General features: G+C 62.1%; 22 protein-coding genes. 15 read left to right on the top strand and 7 right to left on the bottom strand.

Annotated elements, in window-relative coordinates; translation table 11 throughout:
• The first annotated feature begins 66 nt into the window (after nt 1-66).
• Genes VKR55_RS21665 through VKR55_RS21645 form a run of 5 tightly spaced genes read left to right on the top strand, consistent with a single transcriptional unit; the run spans nt 67 to nt 4496 of the window.
• Nucleotides 67-1248, top strand: coding sequence for an ABC transporter substrate-binding protein (locus VKR55_RS21665; RefSeq protein WP_324406499.1), 1182 nt, complete (start codon nt 67-69; stop codon nt 1246-1248).
• A gap of 14 nt (nt 1249-1262) precedes the next feature.
• Nucleotides 1263-2231 carry a YVTN family beta-propeller repeat protein gene (locus tag VKR55_RS21660; RefSeq protein WP_324406497.1) on the top strand — a complete coding sequence of 323 codons (969 nt, stop codon included), beginning with the start codon at nt 1263-1265 and terminating at the stop codon, nt 2229-2231.
• A gap of 2 nt (nt 2232-2233) precedes the next feature.
• Nucleotides 2234-3043: an ABC transporter ATP-binding protein gene (locus VKR55_RS21655; protein WP_414642408.1), complete on the top strand. Its 810-nt coding sequence runs from the start codon at nt 2234-2236 to the stop codon at nt 3041-3043.
• Complete coding sequence (locus tag VKR55_RS21650; RefSeq protein WP_324406494.1) at nt 3040-3888, top strand: ABC transporter permease; 849 nt, start codon at nt 3040-3042, stop codon at nt 3886-3888. Before VKR55_RS21655 ends, VKR55_RS21650 begins: the two co-directional genes overlap by 4 nt.
• Nucleotides 3885-4496: a hypothetical protein gene (locus VKR55_RS21645; RefSeq protein ID WP_324406493.1), complete on the top strand. Its 612-nt coding sequence runs from the start codon at nt 3885-3887 to the stop codon at nt 4494-4496. Before VKR55_RS21650 ends, VKR55_RS21645 begins: the two co-directional genes overlap by 4 nt.
• 138 nt (nt 4497-4634) lie before the next feature.
• Here VKR55_RS21645 and VKR55_RS21640 read toward each other — a convergent pair whose 3' ends face one another.
• On the bottom strand, nt 4635-5174 hold the full coding sequence (locus VKR55_RS21640; RefSeq protein ID WP_324406535.1) for a PQQ-dependent catabolism-associated CXXCW motif protein: 540 nt from the start codon (nt 5172-5174) through the stop codon (nt 4635-4637).
• A gap of 29 nt (nt 5175-5203) precedes the next feature.
• Complete coding sequence (locus VKR55_RS21635; RefSeq protein ID WP_324406492.1) at nt 5204-6109, bottom strand: substrate-binding domain-containing protein; 906 nt, start codon at nt 6107-6109, stop codon at nt 5204-5206.
• A 178-nt stretch (nt 6110-6287) separates the two neighbouring features.
• Between VKR55_RS21635 and VKR55_RS21630 the strand changes: the two genes are divergently transcribed.
• Entirely contained in the window at nt 6288-7208 is a 921-nt protein-coding gene (locus tag VKR55_RS21630) for a quinoprotein relay system zinc metallohydrolase 2 (RefSeq protein WP_324406491.1), read from the top strand.
• Nucleotides 7209-7265: 57 nt separating this feature from the next.
• Entirely contained in the window at nt 7266-8096 is an 831-nt protein-coding gene (locus VKR55_RS21625; protein ID WP_324406489.1) for a quinoprotein dehydrogenase-associated SoxYZ-like carrier, read from the top strand.
• 82 nt (nt 8097-8178) lie between these two features.
• Here the strand turns inward: VKR55_RS21625 and VKR55_RS21620 are convergent, their stop codons facing one another.
• Complete coding sequence (locus VKR55_RS21620; RefSeq protein ID WP_324406488.1) at nt 8179-8538, bottom strand: hypothetical protein; 360 nt, start codon at nt 8536-8538, stop codon at nt 8179-8181.
• Between the two features lie 80 nt (nt 8539-8618).
• On the opposite strand from VKR55_RS21620, the gene VKR55_RS21615 reads away from it, so the two are divergent.
• From VKR55_RS21615 to VKR55_RS21600, 4 genes are all read left to right on the top strand, one after another.
• A complete protein-coding gene (locus tag VKR55_RS21615; RefSeq protein ID WP_414642407.1) occupies nt 8619-9596 on the top strand; it encodes an ABC transporter substrate-binding protein in 978 nt (325 codons plus the stop codon).
• 1 nt (nt 9597) lies between these two features.
• A complete protein-coding gene (locus VKR55_RS21610) occupies nt 9598-10335 on the top strand; it encodes an ABC transporter permease (protein WP_324406487.1) in 738 nt (245 codons plus the stop codon).
• A complete protein-coding gene (locus VKR55_RS21605; RefSeq protein ID WP_324406485.1) occupies nt 10325-11035 on the top strand; it encodes an ABC transporter ATP-binding protein in 711 nt (236 codons plus the stop codon). The genes VKR55_RS21610 and VKR55_RS21605 overlap by 11 nt, the downstream gene beginning before the upstream one ends.
• A 73-nt stretch (nt 11036-11108) precedes the next feature.
• Nucleotides 11109-11456 (top strand): hypothetical protein, encoded by a 348-nt coding sequence (locus VKR55_RS21600; protein ID WP_324406484.1) that lies wholly within the window; start codon nt 11109-11111, stop codon nt 11454-11456.
• Between the two features lie 19 nt (nt 11457-11475).
• Here the strand turns inward: VKR55_RS21600 and VKR55_RS21595 are convergent, their stop codons facing one another.
• The 3 genes from VKR55_RS21595 to VKR55_RS21585 all read right to left on the bottom strand — a co-directional run bounded on the left by VKR55_RS21595 (nt 11476) and on the right by VKR55_RS21585 (nt 12384).
• Nucleotides 11476-11685 (bottom strand): hypothetical protein, encoded by a 210-nt coding sequence (locus tag VKR55_RS21595; protein ID WP_324406482.1) that lies wholly within the window; start codon nt 11683-11685, stop codon nt 11476-11478.
• Between the two features lie 110 nt (nt 11686-11795).
• On the bottom strand, nt 11796-11876 hold the full coding sequence (gene pqqA, locus VKR55_RS21590; protein WP_324406531.1) for a pyrroloquinoline quinone precursor peptide PqqA: 81 nt from the start codon (nt 11874-11876) through the stop codon (nt 11796-11798).
• 106 nt (nt 11877-11982) lie between these two features.
• A complete protein-coding gene (locus tag VKR55_RS21585; RefSeq protein ID WP_324406481.1) occupies nt 11983-12384 on the bottom strand; it encodes an EF-hand domain-containing protein in 402 nt (133 codons plus the stop codon).
• A 120-nt stretch (nt 12385-12504) separates the two neighbouring features.
• Between VKR55_RS21585 and VKR55_RS21580 the strand changes: the two genes are divergently transcribed.
• Nucleotides 12505-12759: a hypothetical protein gene (locus VKR55_RS21580; protein ID WP_324406480.1), complete on the top strand. Its 255-nt coding sequence runs from the start codon at nt 12505-12507 to the stop codon at nt 12757-12759.
• Nucleotides 12760-12892: 133 nt separating this feature from the next.
• On the opposite strand, the gene VKR55_RS21575 is transcribed toward VKR55_RS21580, so the two are convergent.
• Entirely contained in the window at nt 12893-13861 is a 969-nt protein-coding gene (locus VKR55_RS21575; RefSeq protein ID WP_324406478.1) for a helix-turn-helix domain-containing protein, read from the bottom strand.
• Nucleotides 13862-14260: 399 nt separating this feature from the next.
• On the opposite strand from VKR55_RS21575, the gene xoxF5 reads away from it, so the two are divergent.
• The 3 genes from xoxF5 to VKR55_RS21560 all read left to right on the top strand — a co-directional run bounded on the left by xoxF5 (nt 14261) and on the right by VKR55_RS21560 (nt 17812).
• Entirely contained in the window at nt 14261-16066 is a 1806-nt protein-coding gene (gene xoxF5, locus VKR55_RS21570; protein WP_324406476.1) for a lanthanide-dependent methanol dehydrogenase XoxF5, read from the top strand.
• A gap of 77 nt (nt 16067-16143) precedes the next feature.
• The gene (locus VKR55_RS21565; protein WP_324406474.1) at nt 16144-16662 is read left to right on the top strand and encodes a c-type cytochrome, methanol metabolism-related; all 519 of its coding nucleotides are present in this window, start codon (nt 16144-16146) and stop codon (nt 16660-16662) included.
• A gap of 40 nt (nt 16663-16702) precedes the next feature.
• Nucleotides 16703-17812, top strand: a complete 1110-nt coding sequence (locus tag VKR55_RS21560) for an S-(hydroxymethyl)glutathione dehydrogenase/class III alcohol dehydrogenase (protein WP_324406473.1) — start codon at nt 16703-16705, stop codon at nt 17810-17812.
• Nucleotides 17813-17827 lie beyond the last annotated feature (15 nt).

The raw sequence follows: 17827 nt of genomic DNA, 5'->3' as shown, positions 1-17827 counted from the left end.
GGACAATTCGGTCTTGTTTCAAGAGACGAGTCCTCCTCGTCAAGTGAGGACCACCAGGGAGACGTCATGATTCGGTCCTTGATCGGCGCGATCGGCTTGAGCGTCGTGGCGAGCCACGCGCTCGCCGCCGAACCGCTCGAGATCGGGATCGGCTATCTCCGTCATGCCGGTGTCACAGAGACCCTGTCGCTGGTCGAGCAGCCGGCCGACAATGACGGCGTGGCCGGCGCACATCTGGCGATCGAGGACAACAACACCACCGGCAAGTTCCTGAACCAGCATTTCACGCTGGACGAAGTTCGCCTCAAGCAAGGCGAGGACGTCGTCAAGGCGGCCGGCGCGCTTGCCGACCATGACGCTTCGATCATCCTCGATCTATCCGCGGACGAAGTTTTGAAGGTGGCCGACAGTTTGCGCGATCGCGGCACCGTACTGATTGACGCGGGATCGATCGACGACCGGCTGCGTGAGCAGGATTGCCGCGCCAATGTGATTCACATCGCCCCAACCCGCACGATGCTGGCGGATGGGCTTGCCCAATACCTGATATGGAAGCAGTGGAGACGCTGGCTGTTGGTGGTCGGCTCGCACGACAACGACAAGCTTTATGCCGACGCCTACCGCCGCGCGGCGACGCGGTTTGGCGGCAAGATCGTCCAGGAACGCACTTTCCAGGATACCGGCGGCGCGCGCCGCACCGACTCTGGCATAACGCTGATCCAGCGCCAGATGCCGGTGTTCACGCAATCGGCGCCGGCCTATGACGTGCTTATCGCCGCTGACGAGAGCGAGGTCTTTGCGTCCTATCTGCCTTACCGCACCTGGGACCCGCGCCCTGTCGCCGGTTCCGCTGGCCTCAAGCCAACGAGCTGGGACGCCGCGCACAATCAGTGGGGCGCGATCCAGCTCCAGAACCGTTTCGTCAAGCTGAATGCGCGTCACATGACGGCGCTGGATATGCAGGCCTGGACCGCCGCACGCATCGTCGGCGAGGCGGCCTCGCGCATCAATTCGGCCGATCCCAAGAAGCTGTTCGCCTTCATCAAGTCGCCGGATTTCTCGATCGCCGCCTTCAAGGGCCAACGATTGACATTGCGGGACTGGAATCTGCAGCTTCGCCAGCCGATCCTGTTGTCCGATGGACGCATGGTGGTCTCGGTATCGCCGCAGGAAGGCTTTCTGCACCAGACCTCGGAGCTCGATACGCTCGGCGTCGATCGGCCCGAGACCAAATGCAAGCTGCAATGATGGTGGAGTCGCGCATGTGGAGGTGTTGTGTCCTTTCCCTCTCAACGCTGTGGCTGGCGGCGGCGAGCCCGGCGAGCGCCTACATCGCCTATGTGTCGAACGAAAAGGGCAACACAGTTACCGTCATCGACACCGATAAGTGGGCCGTCACCACCACAATCAAGGTCGGCCAGCGGCCGCGCGGCATCGAGTTCACGAAAGACGGCAAGTTCGTGATGGTCGCTGTCGGCGACGACGATACCATCCAGATGATCGACACCAAGACCCAGCAGATCGTGGATACCCTGCCCTCCGGCCCCGATCCGGAACTGTTCACCCAGGATGCCGCCGGCAAGATCCTCTACGTCGCCAATGAGAATGATAACACGGTCACCGTCATCGACGTCGCCAAGCGCACGCGGCTTGGCGACATCCAGGTCGGTGTCGAGCCCGAGGGCATGATGGTCAGCCCGGACGGAACCACCCTGATCTGCACGTCCGAGACCACCAACATGGCGCATTTCATCGACACCAAAAAACGCGAGGTCGTCGCCAATGTGCTTGTGGATTCGCGGCCGCGCTTTGCAGAATTCAAGCACGACGGCTCCGAGCTCTGGGTCTCTTCCGAGGTCGGCGGCACCGTGTCGATCATCGATCCGGCCAAGCACGCGGTGACCGGCAAGGTCACATTCGCGATCCCCGGCCTGCGGAGCGAAGCGATCCAGCCGGTCGGCATCGGCATGACCAAGGACGACAAGACCGCCTTCGTGGCCCTCGGCCCGGCCAATCGCGTCGCCGTCGTGGATGCCAAAACTCATGAAGTGAAAAAATACCTTCTCGTCGGCCAAAGGGTCTGGCACATGGCTTTCGCGCCGGACGAAAAATACCTGATCGTGACCAATGGCATCTCCAACGACGTCTCGGTCATCGACGTCGCCAGCCAAAAGGTCATCAAGACCATCCAGGTCGGCGAGCTTCCGTGGGGTGTGACGATATCGCCATGACGATGTCAGATGCACAAGGCGCAACAGCCAAGACTTTGCCGGACACCGCTGCCCGGCCCGATGCTGCCGTACCCGCGCTGTCGATCGGCAACGTCAGCCATTCCTATGGCCCCCGCCGCGCCTTGATCGATGTCGATTTCGAGGTGCGGCCGGCGAGCTTCAGCGCCCTGCTTGGGCTGAACGGCGCCGGAAAGAGCACGCTGTTCTCGCTGATCACGCGGCTGTTCGGAATTCAGAGCGGCCGTATCAGCATTTTCGGCCATGACATCTCCCGCGAGCCGGGCGAGGCGCTGCGGCTGCTCGGCGTCGTGTTCCAGCCGCGCACGCTCGATCTCGATCTCTCGGTGATGCAGAACCTGCTTTATCACGCCGCCCTGCACGGCATCGGCCGGCGCGATGCGCGGGCGCGAGCCACTGACGTGCTCGCGCAGATCGAGCTCGCCGATCGCGCCGGCAGCAAGGTGCGCGATCTCTCGGGCGGGCAGATGCGGCGCGTCGAGATCGCGCGCGCGCTGCTGCATCGGCCGCGGCTGTTATTGCTCGACGAGGCGACGGTCGGGCTCGATGTCAAGGCCCGCGCCGATATCCTCAAGCACGTTCGAAAGCTCGTCAGCGACGAGGGCATCGGCGTGTTGTGGGCTACGCATCTGTTCGACGAGGTGATCCCGACCGACAATCTCGTCATCCTGCATCAGGGCAAGGTGCTCGCACGCGGCGACGTGGCGCGCGTGCTGAGCGAAGCCGGCGCACAGGATGTCAACGCGGCTTTCATGCGCCTGACCGGCGCGCTTTCCGGGAGCATCGCGCCATGAGCTCCACGGCTCTCGATCATCGCTCGGGCGGCTTCACGCTCGCCGAATATGTCACCTGCCTCACCGGCATCGTGTGGCGCGAGGGCTTGCGCTTTCTGCACCAGCGCGAGCGCTTCGTGTCCGCGCTGGTGCGCCCGCTGGTCTGGCTCTTCATTTTCGCCGCCGGCTTTCGCCAGGTGCTCGGCATCTCGATCATCCCGCCCTACGAGACCTACATCCTCTATGAGGTCTATATCGCGCCAGGATTGATGGCGATGATCCAGCTCTTCAACGGCATGCAGTCCTCGCTCTCGATGGTCTATGACCGCGAGATGGGCAACATGCGCACCCTGCTGGTGAGCCCCCTGCCGCGCGGCTATCTCCTGTTCTGCAAGCTGCTTGCGGGAACCGCGGTCTCGCTGCTGCAGGTCTACGCGTTCCTCTTGATCGCGTGGTTCTGGGACATCACGCCGCCTCCGATCGGCTACCTCACGGTGGTGCCGGCATTGATCCTCTCGGGCCTGATGCTCGGGGCGCTCGGCATGGTGATTTCCTCCGGCATCAAGCAGCTCGAGAATTTTGCCGGCGTCATGAACTTTGTGATCTTCCCGATGTTCTTTGCCTCATCCGCGCTTTACCCGTTGTGGCGGGTGCAGGAAGGCAGCCCGATGCTGTACTACGTCTGCCAGTGGAATCCGTTCACGCATTCGGTCGAGCTGATCCGCTTCGCGCTCTATGGCAAGGTGGACTGGGTCTCGCTCGCCGTGGTTGGCGGCTGCACGGTTGTGTTCATGGCGGGAGCGATCTTCGCCTATGATCCCTCGCGCGGACTTGTCCGGCGCGGGCCTGCGGGAGGCGAGACATGACGCTGCGAATTACCATTGCAGCCCTCGTCGCTGTCGCCGCATCGGCGCCCTGCCTGGCCGCCGACCCGCGCTTTCCGGACTGGCCCTGCGCGCAGGCCAAGGTGCTCGAAATCTCGCTGGCGCAGGTCTGGGCGGGTCCGGCGCTCGACGACGCCTCGAACAAATGGAAGGACGATCCCAAGATCAGCGCAATGGTCGAAAAACTCGCGCCACGCAAGGTCAAGCTTGAGGATGCAGAAAAGACGATCACGGACTTTCTGTCGTCGCCGGGAACCGACAAGGCGGCGGCAGGCAAGCTGCTGTTTGCCGGCCTGTTCGATACGCTCAACGCCGAGCGCTCCTCAGTGATGAGCGGGCTCGAGCGGGTGACGCGAAAGCAGCGTGTCGCAGCGGACAAGATCCGTACCGATACGATCGCGCTGCAGGCGCTGCAGGACGCCACGCCCCCCGATCAGAAAAAGGTGGACGAGCTCGGCAACCAGCTTGTCTGGGAAACGCGGATCTTCGAGGATCGGCGGCGCGTGGTGAAGTTCGTGTGCGAAGTGCCGACCATGATCGACCAGCGCCTGTTTGCGCTCGCCCGCACCATTCAGCAGGAAATGGAGTAGCTGCGCCCGTCATTGCGAGCGAAGCGAAGCAATCCATATCTCCACGTGAAGGCTCTGGATTGCTTCGTCGCTTCGCTCCTCGCAATGACGGAGCTACCCGTTTGCACGGAGATCATGCACCAAAAGGCTGACACGCCGCTATTTCGACGCCGAACCGTGCTCGCCTGGCCGCGGCTCGGGCTGCGATTCAACCATCGGCAGACCGGCGTGCTCCCAGCCGTCCGTCCCCTCGGGATACCAGGCCACGTTGGTGTAGCCATAGGACACAAGCCGCTTGGCGGCATTCCAGGACATCCAGCACTTGGCCTGGCAATACGCCACGATCAACGCCGCATGATTGCCGCCAACAGCGCGTTCAACGCCCCGCCGCAGATAGTCCTCGGTTGCTTTTGCAAGCTGGCCATAGCCCGTATCCGGCAGCCAGATGCTGCCGGGAATATTCTCGCGCGGCCGGTCGCGCCAGATGGTGCCCGCCGGAAGATTCGGCTTTGGCGCACGCGGAAAGACGTCGATGAAAACACCGTTCTTGGCACGCCAGATCGCTTCCGCCTCCGCGGTCGTGATCACGCGTGCACCGGCGAGCGTCTCCGGCACCGGTGCCCGGTACTCATCGGTGCGATAACCTTCCGGCTCGAGCACGACCTCTTGCGCGCGCACGACCGAAGCACATGCGCACATCGCGAGCAGCAGGATGATGGCGGATCGGATCATGGCGACTTCGTCGCCGTCTCCACGCTGATCGGCTTGTTGTTCTCGTCGAGCAAGGGAACGCCGAAATCGAGCAGGATCTTGTTGATATCGGCCTGGTTCTCCTGGATCAGGCGGTTGAGCATTCGCTTCCAGTTCTGGTCCGAATGCCGCACACCCATGCCGATGCGATAGACGAGTTGGGGGCCGGCTTTCTCCTTGACGAGCGGCGTGACATGAAGCGGCGGATTCGACTCCCTGGCATAAAAGCCCGCCATCGGTCCCCACAGGACGCCGGCATCGATATCGCCCTTGTTGAGATCGCTGATCATCGCCCCTGCCGATGAATCGACGCGGGTGTCGATCATCAGCGGATAAGGCTTTGCATCCGCCATCAGCCCATCGGTGGCCATATAGGTGGCTGGCGGCGTGCCGGCGATGATGCCGATGTGCTTGCCTTTCAGGCGCGGATCGCCGAGCTCCGTGACATCTTCCAGCCCGGAGCCTTGCTTTACGACCAGCGTGTAGGCCGTGCGGTAATAGGGATTGGTGCCCTGGACGAGATCATTGCCCTGCGGAAAACCCATGATGACGTCGCAGCGATGCGCGCCGAGCGTCACGCGGACGAAGCCAGTCGCCTGCGGAAAATACATGTAGTCAAGCTTCTTGTTCAGTTTCTTCGCAAACAGCTCAGCAAGCTTGTTCTCGAATCCCTCACCCTTCTCGTTCGAGAAAGGAAGGTTGCGCGGATCGGCGCAGACCCGCAGCACCTTGGGATCGACGAGCTCGATCGAGAGGTCAAGGCCGCCATTGCCGGCTTGGGGCTGCGCGTTGTCACCTTGCGCCCGCGCCACCTGATGGCTTGCAGACGTTGCAGCGATCGCGAGCGCGATCAGCAGGCCGCGATGGATTGAGACATGTTTCATCAGATGCTGCTTTCAGCTCGCGCCGGTCGTCCCCGTGAAAAATGCTATGCTTCGAAACTGGAGCGTGCAACAGGATTATCCAAAGCGCCGCTTTCTGTGCGAATTTCACGATGCGTGCTGCGTCGCAAATTGGAACATCGAGGCGTCGGCCTTATTCGACGAGGGATGAGACCAAAGGATGAGCCGTCGCCTCTTGCTGCTTGCCGCACTCGCGATGCTCTCCGCCGCCTCGGCACGCGCGCAGCAGCAGGCGCTGCCCGTCACTGAAATTGCGCCCGGCCTGTTCGTTCACACTGGCGAGATCGCGCTGATGACGCGCGAGAACGAGGGCGCGATCGCCAACGTCGGGTTCGTCATAGGTGGCGACGCAGTCGCGGTGATCGATACGGGCGGCAGCGTGCGCGAGGGACGTGAGCTGCTGGCTGCCATTCGCGAGCGGACCGACAAGCCGATCCGCTACGTCATCAACACGCATGGACATCCGGATCACGTCTTTGGCAACGCAGCCTTTTCGGCCGAAGGAACCATCTTTGTGGGTCACAAGAATCTGCCGCGAGCCCTGGCCATGCGCGGCCCGTATTATGTCGATGCCTTTCGCAAGATCATGGGCGCTGCGTTGATCGACGAGGTGAAGGTCGTGCCCCCGACGCTGCTCGTCGATGGCACGCTCAAGCTCGATCTCGGTGCCCGCTCGCTCGTCCTTCGCGCATGGCCGGTCGCGCACTCCGACAGCGACCTCACCGTGCTGGACGAGCAAACGAAAACCCTGTTCGCCGGCGATCTCGTCTTCCTTGCCCACATTCCGGTGATGGACGGCAGCATCCGCGGCTGGCAGCGCCTGATGGGCGAGCTGAGTGGGCAGCCCGCGCAGCGCGTGGTTCCGGGTCACGGACCTGTGAGCGCATGGCCGGCGGCGCTTGCCGACGAGCGCCGCTATCTCGACACGCTCGCAACCGATGTACGCGCCCTGGTCAGGCGCGGCGCGCCGATCACGGCCGCCGAGACGGCGGCCGCTTCCGAGCGATCGCGATGGCAATTGTTTGACGACTACAACACGCGCAACGCAACCGCAGCATTTTCAGAGATTGAGTGGGAGTAGCGCAGGCGATAACCTGCGTTCAAATTGTTGCTGCTTCGCTTGTCAGGGAGCACGACCATGCTCGGACCTCGCCTCCGCCTGCTCTGCGCGCTTGCCCTGTTCGGTGCCGCACTGGGCCTGCGCGCTTTTCCGCTACACGCGACCGAGCCCTACGATCCCTGGCCGGGTCTGGTGCAGGACATCTTCGACAATCGCCCGATGCTGGATGGCAGCGATGTGATCGCGATCGAGATGCCTTACCGCGCCGAGGATGCGGCCATCGTCCCGGTGACGCTGCGCTCAAAGCTTTCGCCTGATGACAGCCGGCAGCTCCGGGCGATCACGCTCGTCATCGATCAAAATCCGGCGCCGATGGCCGCCAGGTTCGAGCTCGGAGCGGACGCGCGCGTGTCGGAAATTTCGACGCGCGTCCGCGTCAACAGCTACACCAACGTGCATGCCGTGGCCGAGCTCAGCGACGGCAAGCTCTACATGGTCAAGACCTTTGTGAAGGCCTCCGGCGGCTGCTCGGCGCCGGCCGTCAAGAATCCCGAAGAGGCCAGGAATCATCTGGGCCAGATGAAATACCGGCAGTTCGCCAGGGCTGATCAGGGGTCGAGCAACTCCACGCGAGAAGCCCAGATCATGATCGGGCATCCCAACAATTCCGGGCTGCAGATGGACCAGTTGACCCATCTCTACATTCCGGCCTTCTTCATCGATGAATTGCATGTGTGGCAGGACAACAGCCCGGTGCTGTCGATGGAAGGCGGCATCTCCATCTCCGAAGACCCCAATATCCGCTTCACCTATGTCTCGAACGGCGCCAAGACGTTCCGCGCAGAGGCCAAGGATACATCGGGCCACGTCTTCCAGAAGGAGTGGAAGATCGACGATTCCGGAACGTGACAAGGTCGTAGCCCGCATGAGCGCAAGCGACATGCGGGGCCCTTCCCGGATGTCGCTTCGCTCATCCGGGCTACGACTAGCGCTAGAAGCACCTCACCTCGGCTTCGGCCTGCGCACGTCGCAGATCGTCCAGCGCATTCTTGGCCTGCTCCGACGAGCGGAACTCGCCGCCGAGATTGCCCCGGACCTGGGACATGCTCAGCACCGTTTCCGCGGTGACATAGCGGGCATAAGGAAGGAGCGAAGCGATGATGTCGATGGAGCACGAGCACTGCTCGATCGTTTGCCGGGTCTCGCCGTTGGCCTTCATGCAGCCATAGACATATTCGGCCCGCGCCGATGTCGGGTAATCATTGGCTTCATCGGCCTGGGCGATCATGGCTGTTAGCACGAGGCCGCCAAGCCCGGCGACAATCGGTCGTATCCATCTGACTAATTTCATACCATTTCTCCTGAGAGCAAAAGCTATGCTATCGCTCTTGCACTGAAAAGCAGACATTCGAGGAAACGGCTCACGAAGTCATGAAACACCTTGCCGCTCTGTTGCTCACCACGTTCACCCTCTCCGCATCGACCGCCGTGCGTTGCGATGCGGAGACGATACGGGTTGCGATGCAGAAAACCGGGACATTCGCCTGGGAACTGGCGGTGATCCGCGCCCACGGGCTCGACAAGCAGGCGAACCTTTCGATCGAGCCGATCGAGCTTGCAAGCCCCGAGGCCGGCAAAGTCGCGCTGCGCGCCGGCAGCGCCGACATCATCGTGTCCGACTGGCCCTGGGTTTCGCGCGAACGCTCTCTCGGCGGCAAGCTCACGTTCTATCCCTATTCGAGCGCCCTGGGCGCGGTGATGGTGCGAAACGACTCGACCATTCGAACGCTGGCCGATCTCAAGGGCCACACGCTCGCCGTCGCCGGCGGCCCGATCGACAAGAGCTGGCTTCTGCTGCAAGCTTCGCTGAAACAGGACGGGACCGACCTGAAGGCTACCTCCAACATCATCTATGGTGCGCCGCCGCTCCTGGCCGCGAAAGCACTGAGCGGCGAGACGGATGCCACGCTCGACTACTGGAATTTCTGCGCGGCATTGGAGGCCAAGGGCTTCCGTCGCCTGGCCGGCATCGATGACATTCTTCCAAAGCTTGGCGCCAAGGGCCCGACCGCGATGATCGGTTACGTCTTCGACGAGACATGGGGCAACGCGCACGCGGACCTGCTTGCGCGATTCATCGCGGCAACCCGGCAAGCGAAGGAGATTCTCGCATCCTCGGATGCGGAGTGGAGCCGGATTCAATCCCTCACCGGCGCCACCGACGCGGCCACGCTGCGCGTCTATCGTGACCGTTACCGCGAGGGGATTCCGCGCCGGTCCATAGCCGAGGAAGAAGGCGACGCACGCGTCCTCTATCGCGTGCTGGCGAAGATCGGCGGACCTGACCTCGTCGGGCCGGCGCCGCAGCTTGATCCGGGCACGTTCTATCACGCGATACCAGGGGGCTGACGTGATGCGCCTGCTGTCGGTTGCCGTGTTCTTCGTGACCTGGTGGATTGCGTCTCTGTTCGTGGGCAGCGCCAAGCTGCCGCCTCCGCCGGACGTGCTGCAGGCCATCATCGCCCAAGCCAGAACCGGCGCGCTGTTCCTCAACCTCGGCGCGACGCTGGCGCGCGTCGCCGTCTCCTTCGTACTGGCGATGGCGCTCGGAACGGCCATCGGCTACTGGATGGGACGCCAGCGCGTGGCTGACCGGCTGGGCGATCCCTGGCTGATCGTTCTGCTCAATCTGCCGGCTCTCGTCATCATCGTGCTCGCCTATATCTGGGCGGGTCTGACCGAGACTGCGGCCATCGCCGCGATCGCAATCAACAAGCTTCCGACCGCAGTCGTCACGCTGCGCGAGGGAACGCGCGCCCTCGACCCTTCGCTCGACGAAATGGCGCGCATCTTCGACTTTCCGCGCGGCAAGGCCTTCCGGCACGTCGTCCTGCCGCAGCTTGCGCCCTATATTGCCGCCGCTTCCCGATCGGGCCTTGCCCTGATCTGGAAGATCGTCCTCGTGGCCGAATTTCTCGGCCGACCCAACGGGGTCGGCTTCGAGATTGGCGTGGCCTTCCAGCTCTTCGATATCCCGCTGCTGCTTGCTTATTCGCTGACTTTCGCTGCGATCATCTTCGTGATCGAGACCGCGTTGGTGCAGCCGTTCGAAGCGCGGCTATCCCGGTGGCGGCCTCGTGCGGCTTGAAGTCGATATTGCGAGCAAGGTATTTGCGAACGCGGCCGGAGAACGCCACGAAGTGCTGCGCAATATTGCCTTCACCCTTGCAGCCGGAGAGGTCGGTGTCATCGTCGGCCCCTCGGGTTGCGGCAAGACCACCCTTTTGCGAATCCTCACCGGCCTCGATCACGATTATCAAGGGTCTGTCGATCGCGCGGCGCAGGCGCGGATCGGCATGGTATTTCAGGAACCGCGGCTGCTACCGTGGCGATCGGTCGAGGACAATATCCTGCTCGCCGCACCGAAGGTCGACGCAGCAAGGCTGTCAGCCCTGCTCGCAGTGCTCGAGTTGAGCGCCCACCGCAGTCATTTTCCCGGCGAATTGTCGCTCGGGCTGGCGCGGCGCGTCGCGCTGGCACGGGCGCTCGCCGTCGAGCCCGATTTCCTGATTCTCGATGAGCCGTTCGCTTCGCTGGATCAGGCGCTGGCCGCTCGCCTCCGCGACCAGATCGCGACATTGCTGGAGGACCGCGTCACGACAACGCTGCTCGTGACGCACAATCTTGACGACGCGGTTCGTCTTGGCGACCGCCTGTTCCTGTTGTCGAAGCGACCTGCGACGCTTCTGCACGCGCTGCCACTACGGCCACCACGGTCGGCGCGGAGCGACGCCGACATCACGGCGATCAAACATGAGCTCGCGCGATTGAAGCCGGCCGACGGGTGAGGCACATTTTGCGCTTGCTTGCACCCCTCGGCTCGTTTCAGATTGTCGGTGCAGGAGCTGTCGAGAGGTCACCATGCCGCGTGCGCTGATTGCGATCTGCCTGCTTGCAATGACGCTGCCGGGTCAGCTCACGGCGCAGGGCAAGGGCATCCGGCTGTGGAACCTCACCACCTCGACCATTTCCGGCTTTGAGTTGTCGCCGGCCGGCAAGAACCACTGGGGACCGAACCAGACCTTGAACGACAAGGACAAGGAAGTCGATCACGACGAGCGCTTGCGCATCACCGGCATTGTCCCCGGGCGTTACGATGCCAGGGTGGGCTATCGCGACGACCGGCAGTGCTTTGTCCGCGACATCGAGATCAAGGCGGACGCGGTGTTCTCGATCTCGGACAAGGATCTGAAGGACTGCAACAAGTAGAAGTGGCGAATTGCGAATTTCAGATCTTCTCGTGCATATGCGGGTATTCGCAGCGCCACTTCACCGCGGTCCATTGCGGATGCTGGCCGATCCATTGCGCAATATAGGGCGGCGCCGCCATGGCGCATTGCCGCGGCGAAAAGTTCGCGGAAAAGCTCAAGCTCCTTTCCTCGCACTTGGTTGGCGCGAGCACGGCGCAGACCGTGATAATCAGCTGTATCGTATCCATTCTCGATATCTTCTGACGCAACCGAGTCCGATAACAGCAACAGAGTCCGTAGCAAACGTCTGCCACGACTCGCGGCAGAGAACTACCGGAGCCGGGCAGATCGCTTCGTGTTATTTTCGCGTCGCGCAGACGTACATGTTGATTTCCATGCCCACCTGCACTTCGACGATCTTCGGAGTTTTCCAGGTCATTCGGTTCTCCCAAGTGTTTGGCGCAACACTCAGCGCCGGCTTAAGCGTAAGACCGAGACACGATTGATGCAAGGGCTCGCGCGAATCTTGCGCCGCGGACCCGCTCTCACCTCAAGAAACGCAACAGCGCGCGGCCGGCCCGCGAGTTCAGCTCTTTCGCATCGAGCGTGCCGTCGCCGTCCGCGTCCGCCGCATGGAAGCGCTGCTCGACGACCCCGAGATATTCGTCGAGCGTCAGCGTGCCGTCATGATCGGGATCGGCCGCAGCCAGCTCGCGCGCGCTCAACCTGCCACCCAGCTCGCGGCGGTCGAGCGTCCCTTCATGATCGCGATCGAGCTTAGTAAACAACGCGGTAGCGGCTTTCTTCACCTCCGCCAGATCGAGCGTGCCGTCATTGTCGGTGTCAAACATCCGAACCGGATTGTGGCGCGGCGCGGCGAGTGCCGCGGAGCCCGCTCCCGACAGAAACGCAGCGGATATCAGAAAGATAGATCGGCGCGTAAGCATTGTGATCTTCATTGTTGTCTTGCTCAAATCGGATCGCCCGGCATCGGATTCCGGGTGGCGGCGGCCATTTCGTGTTTGCTAAATCCGGTCTTCCCAGGTCGGACCTTCGAGGAGGTGGCCATGGCATTGCGGCACCGGAAATTCCTGACGATTTCGCTCTCGTTGGCGTTGGCGGGCGCTGCGTCGTTCGCGATGGCCGAGGACGCGAAGCCTGCAGCGGGTGCGGCCAAGGCAACCTCGCCGAAGCTGACCGGCAAGGAGAGGCTCGGCCGGAAATGGACGGACGAGCAACGGATCGACAATTGCAAAGTTCCTCTCGACAAGCGCGGCTCCAAGCCGCGACCAAGCGCCTGCCCTGACGCTCCGCCAAGCTGATGGCCTGTGCTTGGCGCATGATCCGGAAAAAGACTGCCCCGCACGCGATGCGGGGTGTGCAGCGGTTTTCCGAAAGGATCACGCGCAAACAAGGGCTAAAGCGCGACGATGATCATCCGCTAATCATCGCGCTTTAGGTAACGTCCGGCGCAATGCCGCCGACCTGTCCCCTGTGAATGGCCGATGGAGAAACGCCGAAGCACTTCCGGAACACACGGCTGAAGTGCGAGGAGCTCGAGAATCCCCAGGAGAAGGCGACGTCCGTGATCGTCTTGCCTCCATGCGATTCCAGCTCCTGGCGGCAATGCTGCAATCGCGCGCGCCAGATGTAGTCGCTGACCGTCATGCCGCGTTCGCTGAACAGCATGTGCAGATAGCGCTTGGTGCAGCCAAGTGCGGCCGAAATCTGGTCGATAGAAAGCTCCGGATCGCGCAAGTGCTCGCGGATGAAGGCCTGCGCCCGCACATACATCGCCTCGGGGCCGACGCGGTCGAACGCGGTGTCGGCCTCGCGCAGCGGCAACAGCAACAGGTCGATCAACGAATCGGCGACGCCGACCGCACTGTTCGCCGAAAGACGGTTCGCTTCGTCAAAGGCTGCATGCACGAAATCATGCGCGATGCGGCCGGTGCCGTTGCGAGCCGAGAGCTTGCAGGCGTACATCCTGCCGAAATGGAACCCGCGCTCCCGCAGCAATTCTTTCGGCACGATCACCACCTCGTGCCGTGTCAGCGCCGGACTGATGATGGTGTGCGGGCAGGAAACGTCATAGGCGAGACAATCGCCGGGCTTCACCTGGATCTGGAAGCCATTCTGTTCGAAATACGAGATCCCCTGAGTCTGGAACAAAATCTTGACATAGGGATGTTCGCTGCTGTGGCTTTGCGCCGACGAATGTGCGATCCGGTGCTGGCTCGCCTCGATCTGGCAAAGCTTCAATCTCGAAACGGTCGTGTAGTTGATTCGTCCTTCGAGGCTCGAAGCCTCGAGCGGATCCACATTGAACTGGCCGCAGAGATCCGTCAGTGCATCTGACCAACGCTGGATCTGCTTCTTCGGGGCCAGTCCGGCGGTGCTGAGTGAGTGGACTGTGTCGGACATGTTCTGCCACCGATTTGAGATCAACCGTGAAAGGCTCGCGGCAAATCACGGTAAGCGACATTCAGGTTGAGGCATTTTCTCGAAACGGTCAAAACGGGAATGGCCAAGCGTCCCCCTTGCTCTCCCTGAGGTTGATCCTCCGACTAAGTTTCGGCGCCGTCAAGAAAAACCTCTTGGTGGGCAACCTCCCCCGAAACTTTGATGCCCCGCAATATCGAGGCTCGAGCCGTCGGCATCGAAGCGTGGAAATGAAAAATTCCGCGCGGCTTCGCTTCTGAGCAAATGCGTTTCGCTCTTGGGCAAGCTTCGCCCGTCCGGAGCGGCTAGGCGTACCAGTTAATAAATTCGAAATTGGGCCGTGTGTGCGGAACCCAAGGCTACTCAACTGGGAGGACCACGATGCGAAAGGTGCTACTCGCGACGGGCATGAGTGCGATGGCGGTGTTTGCCGCCGGAAGCGCCGCAGCCAACGATGAAGTAAACCGGATGTCGCAAAATCCGGCTGAATGGGTGATGCAGAGCGGAGATTACGCCAATACGCGCTACTCCAAGCTCAAACAGATCAACGCCTCCAACGTCGGCAAGCTTCAGGTCGCCTGGACCTTCTCGACCGGCGTGCTGCGTGGCCATGAGGGCGCTCCGCTCGTCATCGGCAACGTCATGTATCTGCACACGCCGTTCCCCAACAAGGTCTATGCTCTTGACCTTTCAAACGAGAACAAAATTCTCTGGACCTACGAACCGAAGCAGGATCCGAACGTCATTCCGGTGATGTGCTGCGACACGGTCAACCGCGGCCTCGCCTATGCCGACGGCAAGATCTTCCTGCATCAGGCCGACGACAAGCTGGTGGCGCTCAACGCCAAGAACGGCAACGTCGAGTGGACCGCCGTGAACGGCGATCCCAGCAAGGGACAGACCGGAACTTCGGCGCCGCTGGTCGTCAAGGACAAGGTTCTGGTCGGCACCTCCGGCGGCGAATTCGGCGTCCAGTGCAGCATGACCGCCTACAACATCAAGGACGGCAAGCAGGCCTGGAAGGCCTATTCGGAAGGGCCGGATGACCAGCTCCTGATCGACCCCGAGAAGACCACCATGCTCGGCAAGCCGATCGGCAAGGACTCGAGCCTCAAGACCTGGCAAGGCGATCAGTGGAAGATCGGCGGCGGTTGCACGTGGGGCTGGATCGCCTACGACCCGTCGCTCGACCTCGTCTACTACGGCTCGGGCAACCCCTCGACCTGGAACCCGAAACAGCGTCCGGGCGACAACAAGTGGTCAATGACCATCTTCGCGCGCAATCCGGACACCGGCATGGCGAAGTGGGTCTATCAGATGACGCCCCATGACGAGTGGGACTATGACGGCGTCAACGAGATGATCCTCTCCGATCAATCGATCGATGGCAAGCCGCGCAAGCTCCTCACCCATTTCGATCGCAACGGTCTCGGCTACACGCTCGATCGCACCAACGGCGAACTGATCGTGGCGCAGAAGTACGATCCGAAGGTCAACTGGACCACCGGCGTCGACATGAACAAGAGCTCGCCGACCTACGGCCGGCCGAAAGTGGTCGACCAATATTCGACCGAGCACAATGGCGAGGATCACAACAGCAAGGGTATTTGCCCGGCCGCGCTCGGCTCCAAGGACGAGCAGCCTGCAGCATACTCGCCGGAAACCGGGCTGTTCTACGTCCCCACCAACCACGTCTGCATGGACTATGAGCCGTTCAAGGTGAGCTACACCGCCGGCCAGCCCTATGTGGGTGCGACGCTGTCGATGTATCCGCCTCCGGGCGACAGCAACATGGGCAACTTCATCGCCTGGGACAACAAGACCGGCAAGATCGTCTGGTCGGACAAGGAACAGTTCTCGGTCTGGTCGGGCGCACTCGCGACCGCAGGCGGCGTGGTGTTCTACGGAACGCTTGAGGGCTACCTCAAGGCGGTCGATGCCAAGACCGGCAAGGAGCTCTACAAGTTCAAGACTCCGTCGGGCATCATCGGCAACGTCATGACCTATCAACATGGCGGCAGGCAGTACGTCGCCGTGCTGTCCGGTGTCGGTGGTTGGGCAGGTATTGGCCTCGCCGCCGGCTTGACCGATCCGACCGCAGGTCTTGGTGCCGTCGGTGGCTACGCTGCGCTGAGCAACTACACCGCGCTCGGCGGAACACTCACCGTGTTCGCGCTGCCGCAATGAGCTGAAGAACCTCGCTCCGGCGCGTGGGCCCGTCCCACGCGCCGGATCACTTAGCATCGACACTCGAGGACAAGCTCTTGCGTATCATCTGTCTAGTGGCCGCAGCGACTATTCTCTTCGCTGCTGGAGGAATTGCCTTCGCTGATGGCTCCGGCGATCCGACCGCCGTCAAATCCGAAGATGGAAAATATCTCGATAAACAGGGTAATCCGACCTACAAGATTCAGCCGGACGGCACGGTCGACTGGTATACCTATTCAGGCTACCGCCGCTATCACTCGGACTGTCACGTCTGCCACGGCCCCGACGGAATGGGATCGAGTTATGCGCCGGCGCTAAAGGATTCACTCAAGACCATGAGCTACGGCGACTTCCTGGCCACCGTCGCGAGCGGCCGCAAGAACGTCACCACGGCGACGGAGAACGTGATGCCGGCCTTTGGCAACAATCCGAACGTCGCCTGTCACCTGGACGACATCTACGTGTATTTGCGCGCGCGGGCCAACAATGCGCTCGGCCGCGTGCGGCCTGCGAAGCATGAAGACAAGTCCAACGCCTATGCCGACGCCGAGGACTCCTGCATGGGCACGAAATAACGAGCAGACGGGCACGCGAGAAGCGAAACAGGGATAGATCATGAAGACACGCGCTGCTGTCGCCTTCGAGGCAAAGAAGCCGCTGGAAATCGTCGAGCTCGATCTGGACGGGCCGAAAGCCGGTGAGGTTCTGGTCGAGATCAAGGCGACTGGAATCTGCCATACCGATGCCTACACGCTCGATGGCTTCGATAGCGAAGGCATCTTTCCCTCCATCCTCGGCCATGAGGGTGCGGGTATCGTGCGCGAGGTCGGCGCCGGGGTCACCTCGGTGAAGGCGGGCGATCACGTGATTCCGCTCTACACGCCCGAATGCCGCCAGTGCAAAAGCTGCCTCAGCCAGAAGACCAATCTCTGCACGGCGATCCGCGCCACCCAGGGCAAGGGCCTGATGCCGGACGGCACGTCGCGCTTCTCCTACCAGGGCAAGACCATCTACCACTACATGGGCTGCTCGACGTTCTCGAACTACACGGTGCTGCCCGAGATCGCGGTGGCCAAGATCCGTGAGGACGCCCCGTTCGACAAGAGCTGCTATATCGGCTGTGGCGTCACGACCGGCGTCGGCGCGGTGGTGAACACCGCCAAGGTGACGCCGGGTGCGAATGTCGTCGTGTTCGGGCTCGGCGGCATCGGGCTCAACGTCATTCAGGGCGCCAGGATGGTCGGCGCCAACAAGATCATCGGCGTCGATATCAACGATTCGAAAGAAGAATGGGGCCGCAAGTTCGGCATGACCGACTTCGTCAACCCGAAGAAGGTCTCCGGCGACATCGTGGCGCATCTGGTCACGCTCACGGACGGCGGCGCCGACTATACCTTCGACTGCACCGGCAACACCACCGTGATGCGCCAGGCGCTTGAGGCCTGTCACCGCGGCTGGGGCGTATCGGTGGTGATCGGCGTGGCGGAAGCCGGCAAGGAAATCGCCACCCGGCCCTTCCAGCTCGTCACCGGCCGTGTCTGGAAGGGCACGGCGTTCGGCGGCGCTCGCGGCCGCACCGACGTGCCCAGGATCGTCGACTGGTACATGGACAAGAAGATTCAGATCGATCCGATGATCACCCACGTTCTCAAGCTGGAGGAGATCAACAAGGGGTTCGACCTGATGCACGAAGGCAAGTCGATCCGTTCGGTTGTCGTTTACTAGCGCATGATCCGGAAA

Origin of the sequence: Bradyrhizobium sp., from assembly GCF_035309285.1 — a bacterium.
In the GTDB taxonomy this organism is placed as follows: Bacteria; Pseudomonadota; Alphaproteobacteria; order Rhizobiales; family Xanthobacteraceae; genus Bradyrhizobium.
This window is presented reverse-complemented; position numbering and strand designations above follow the sequence as displayed.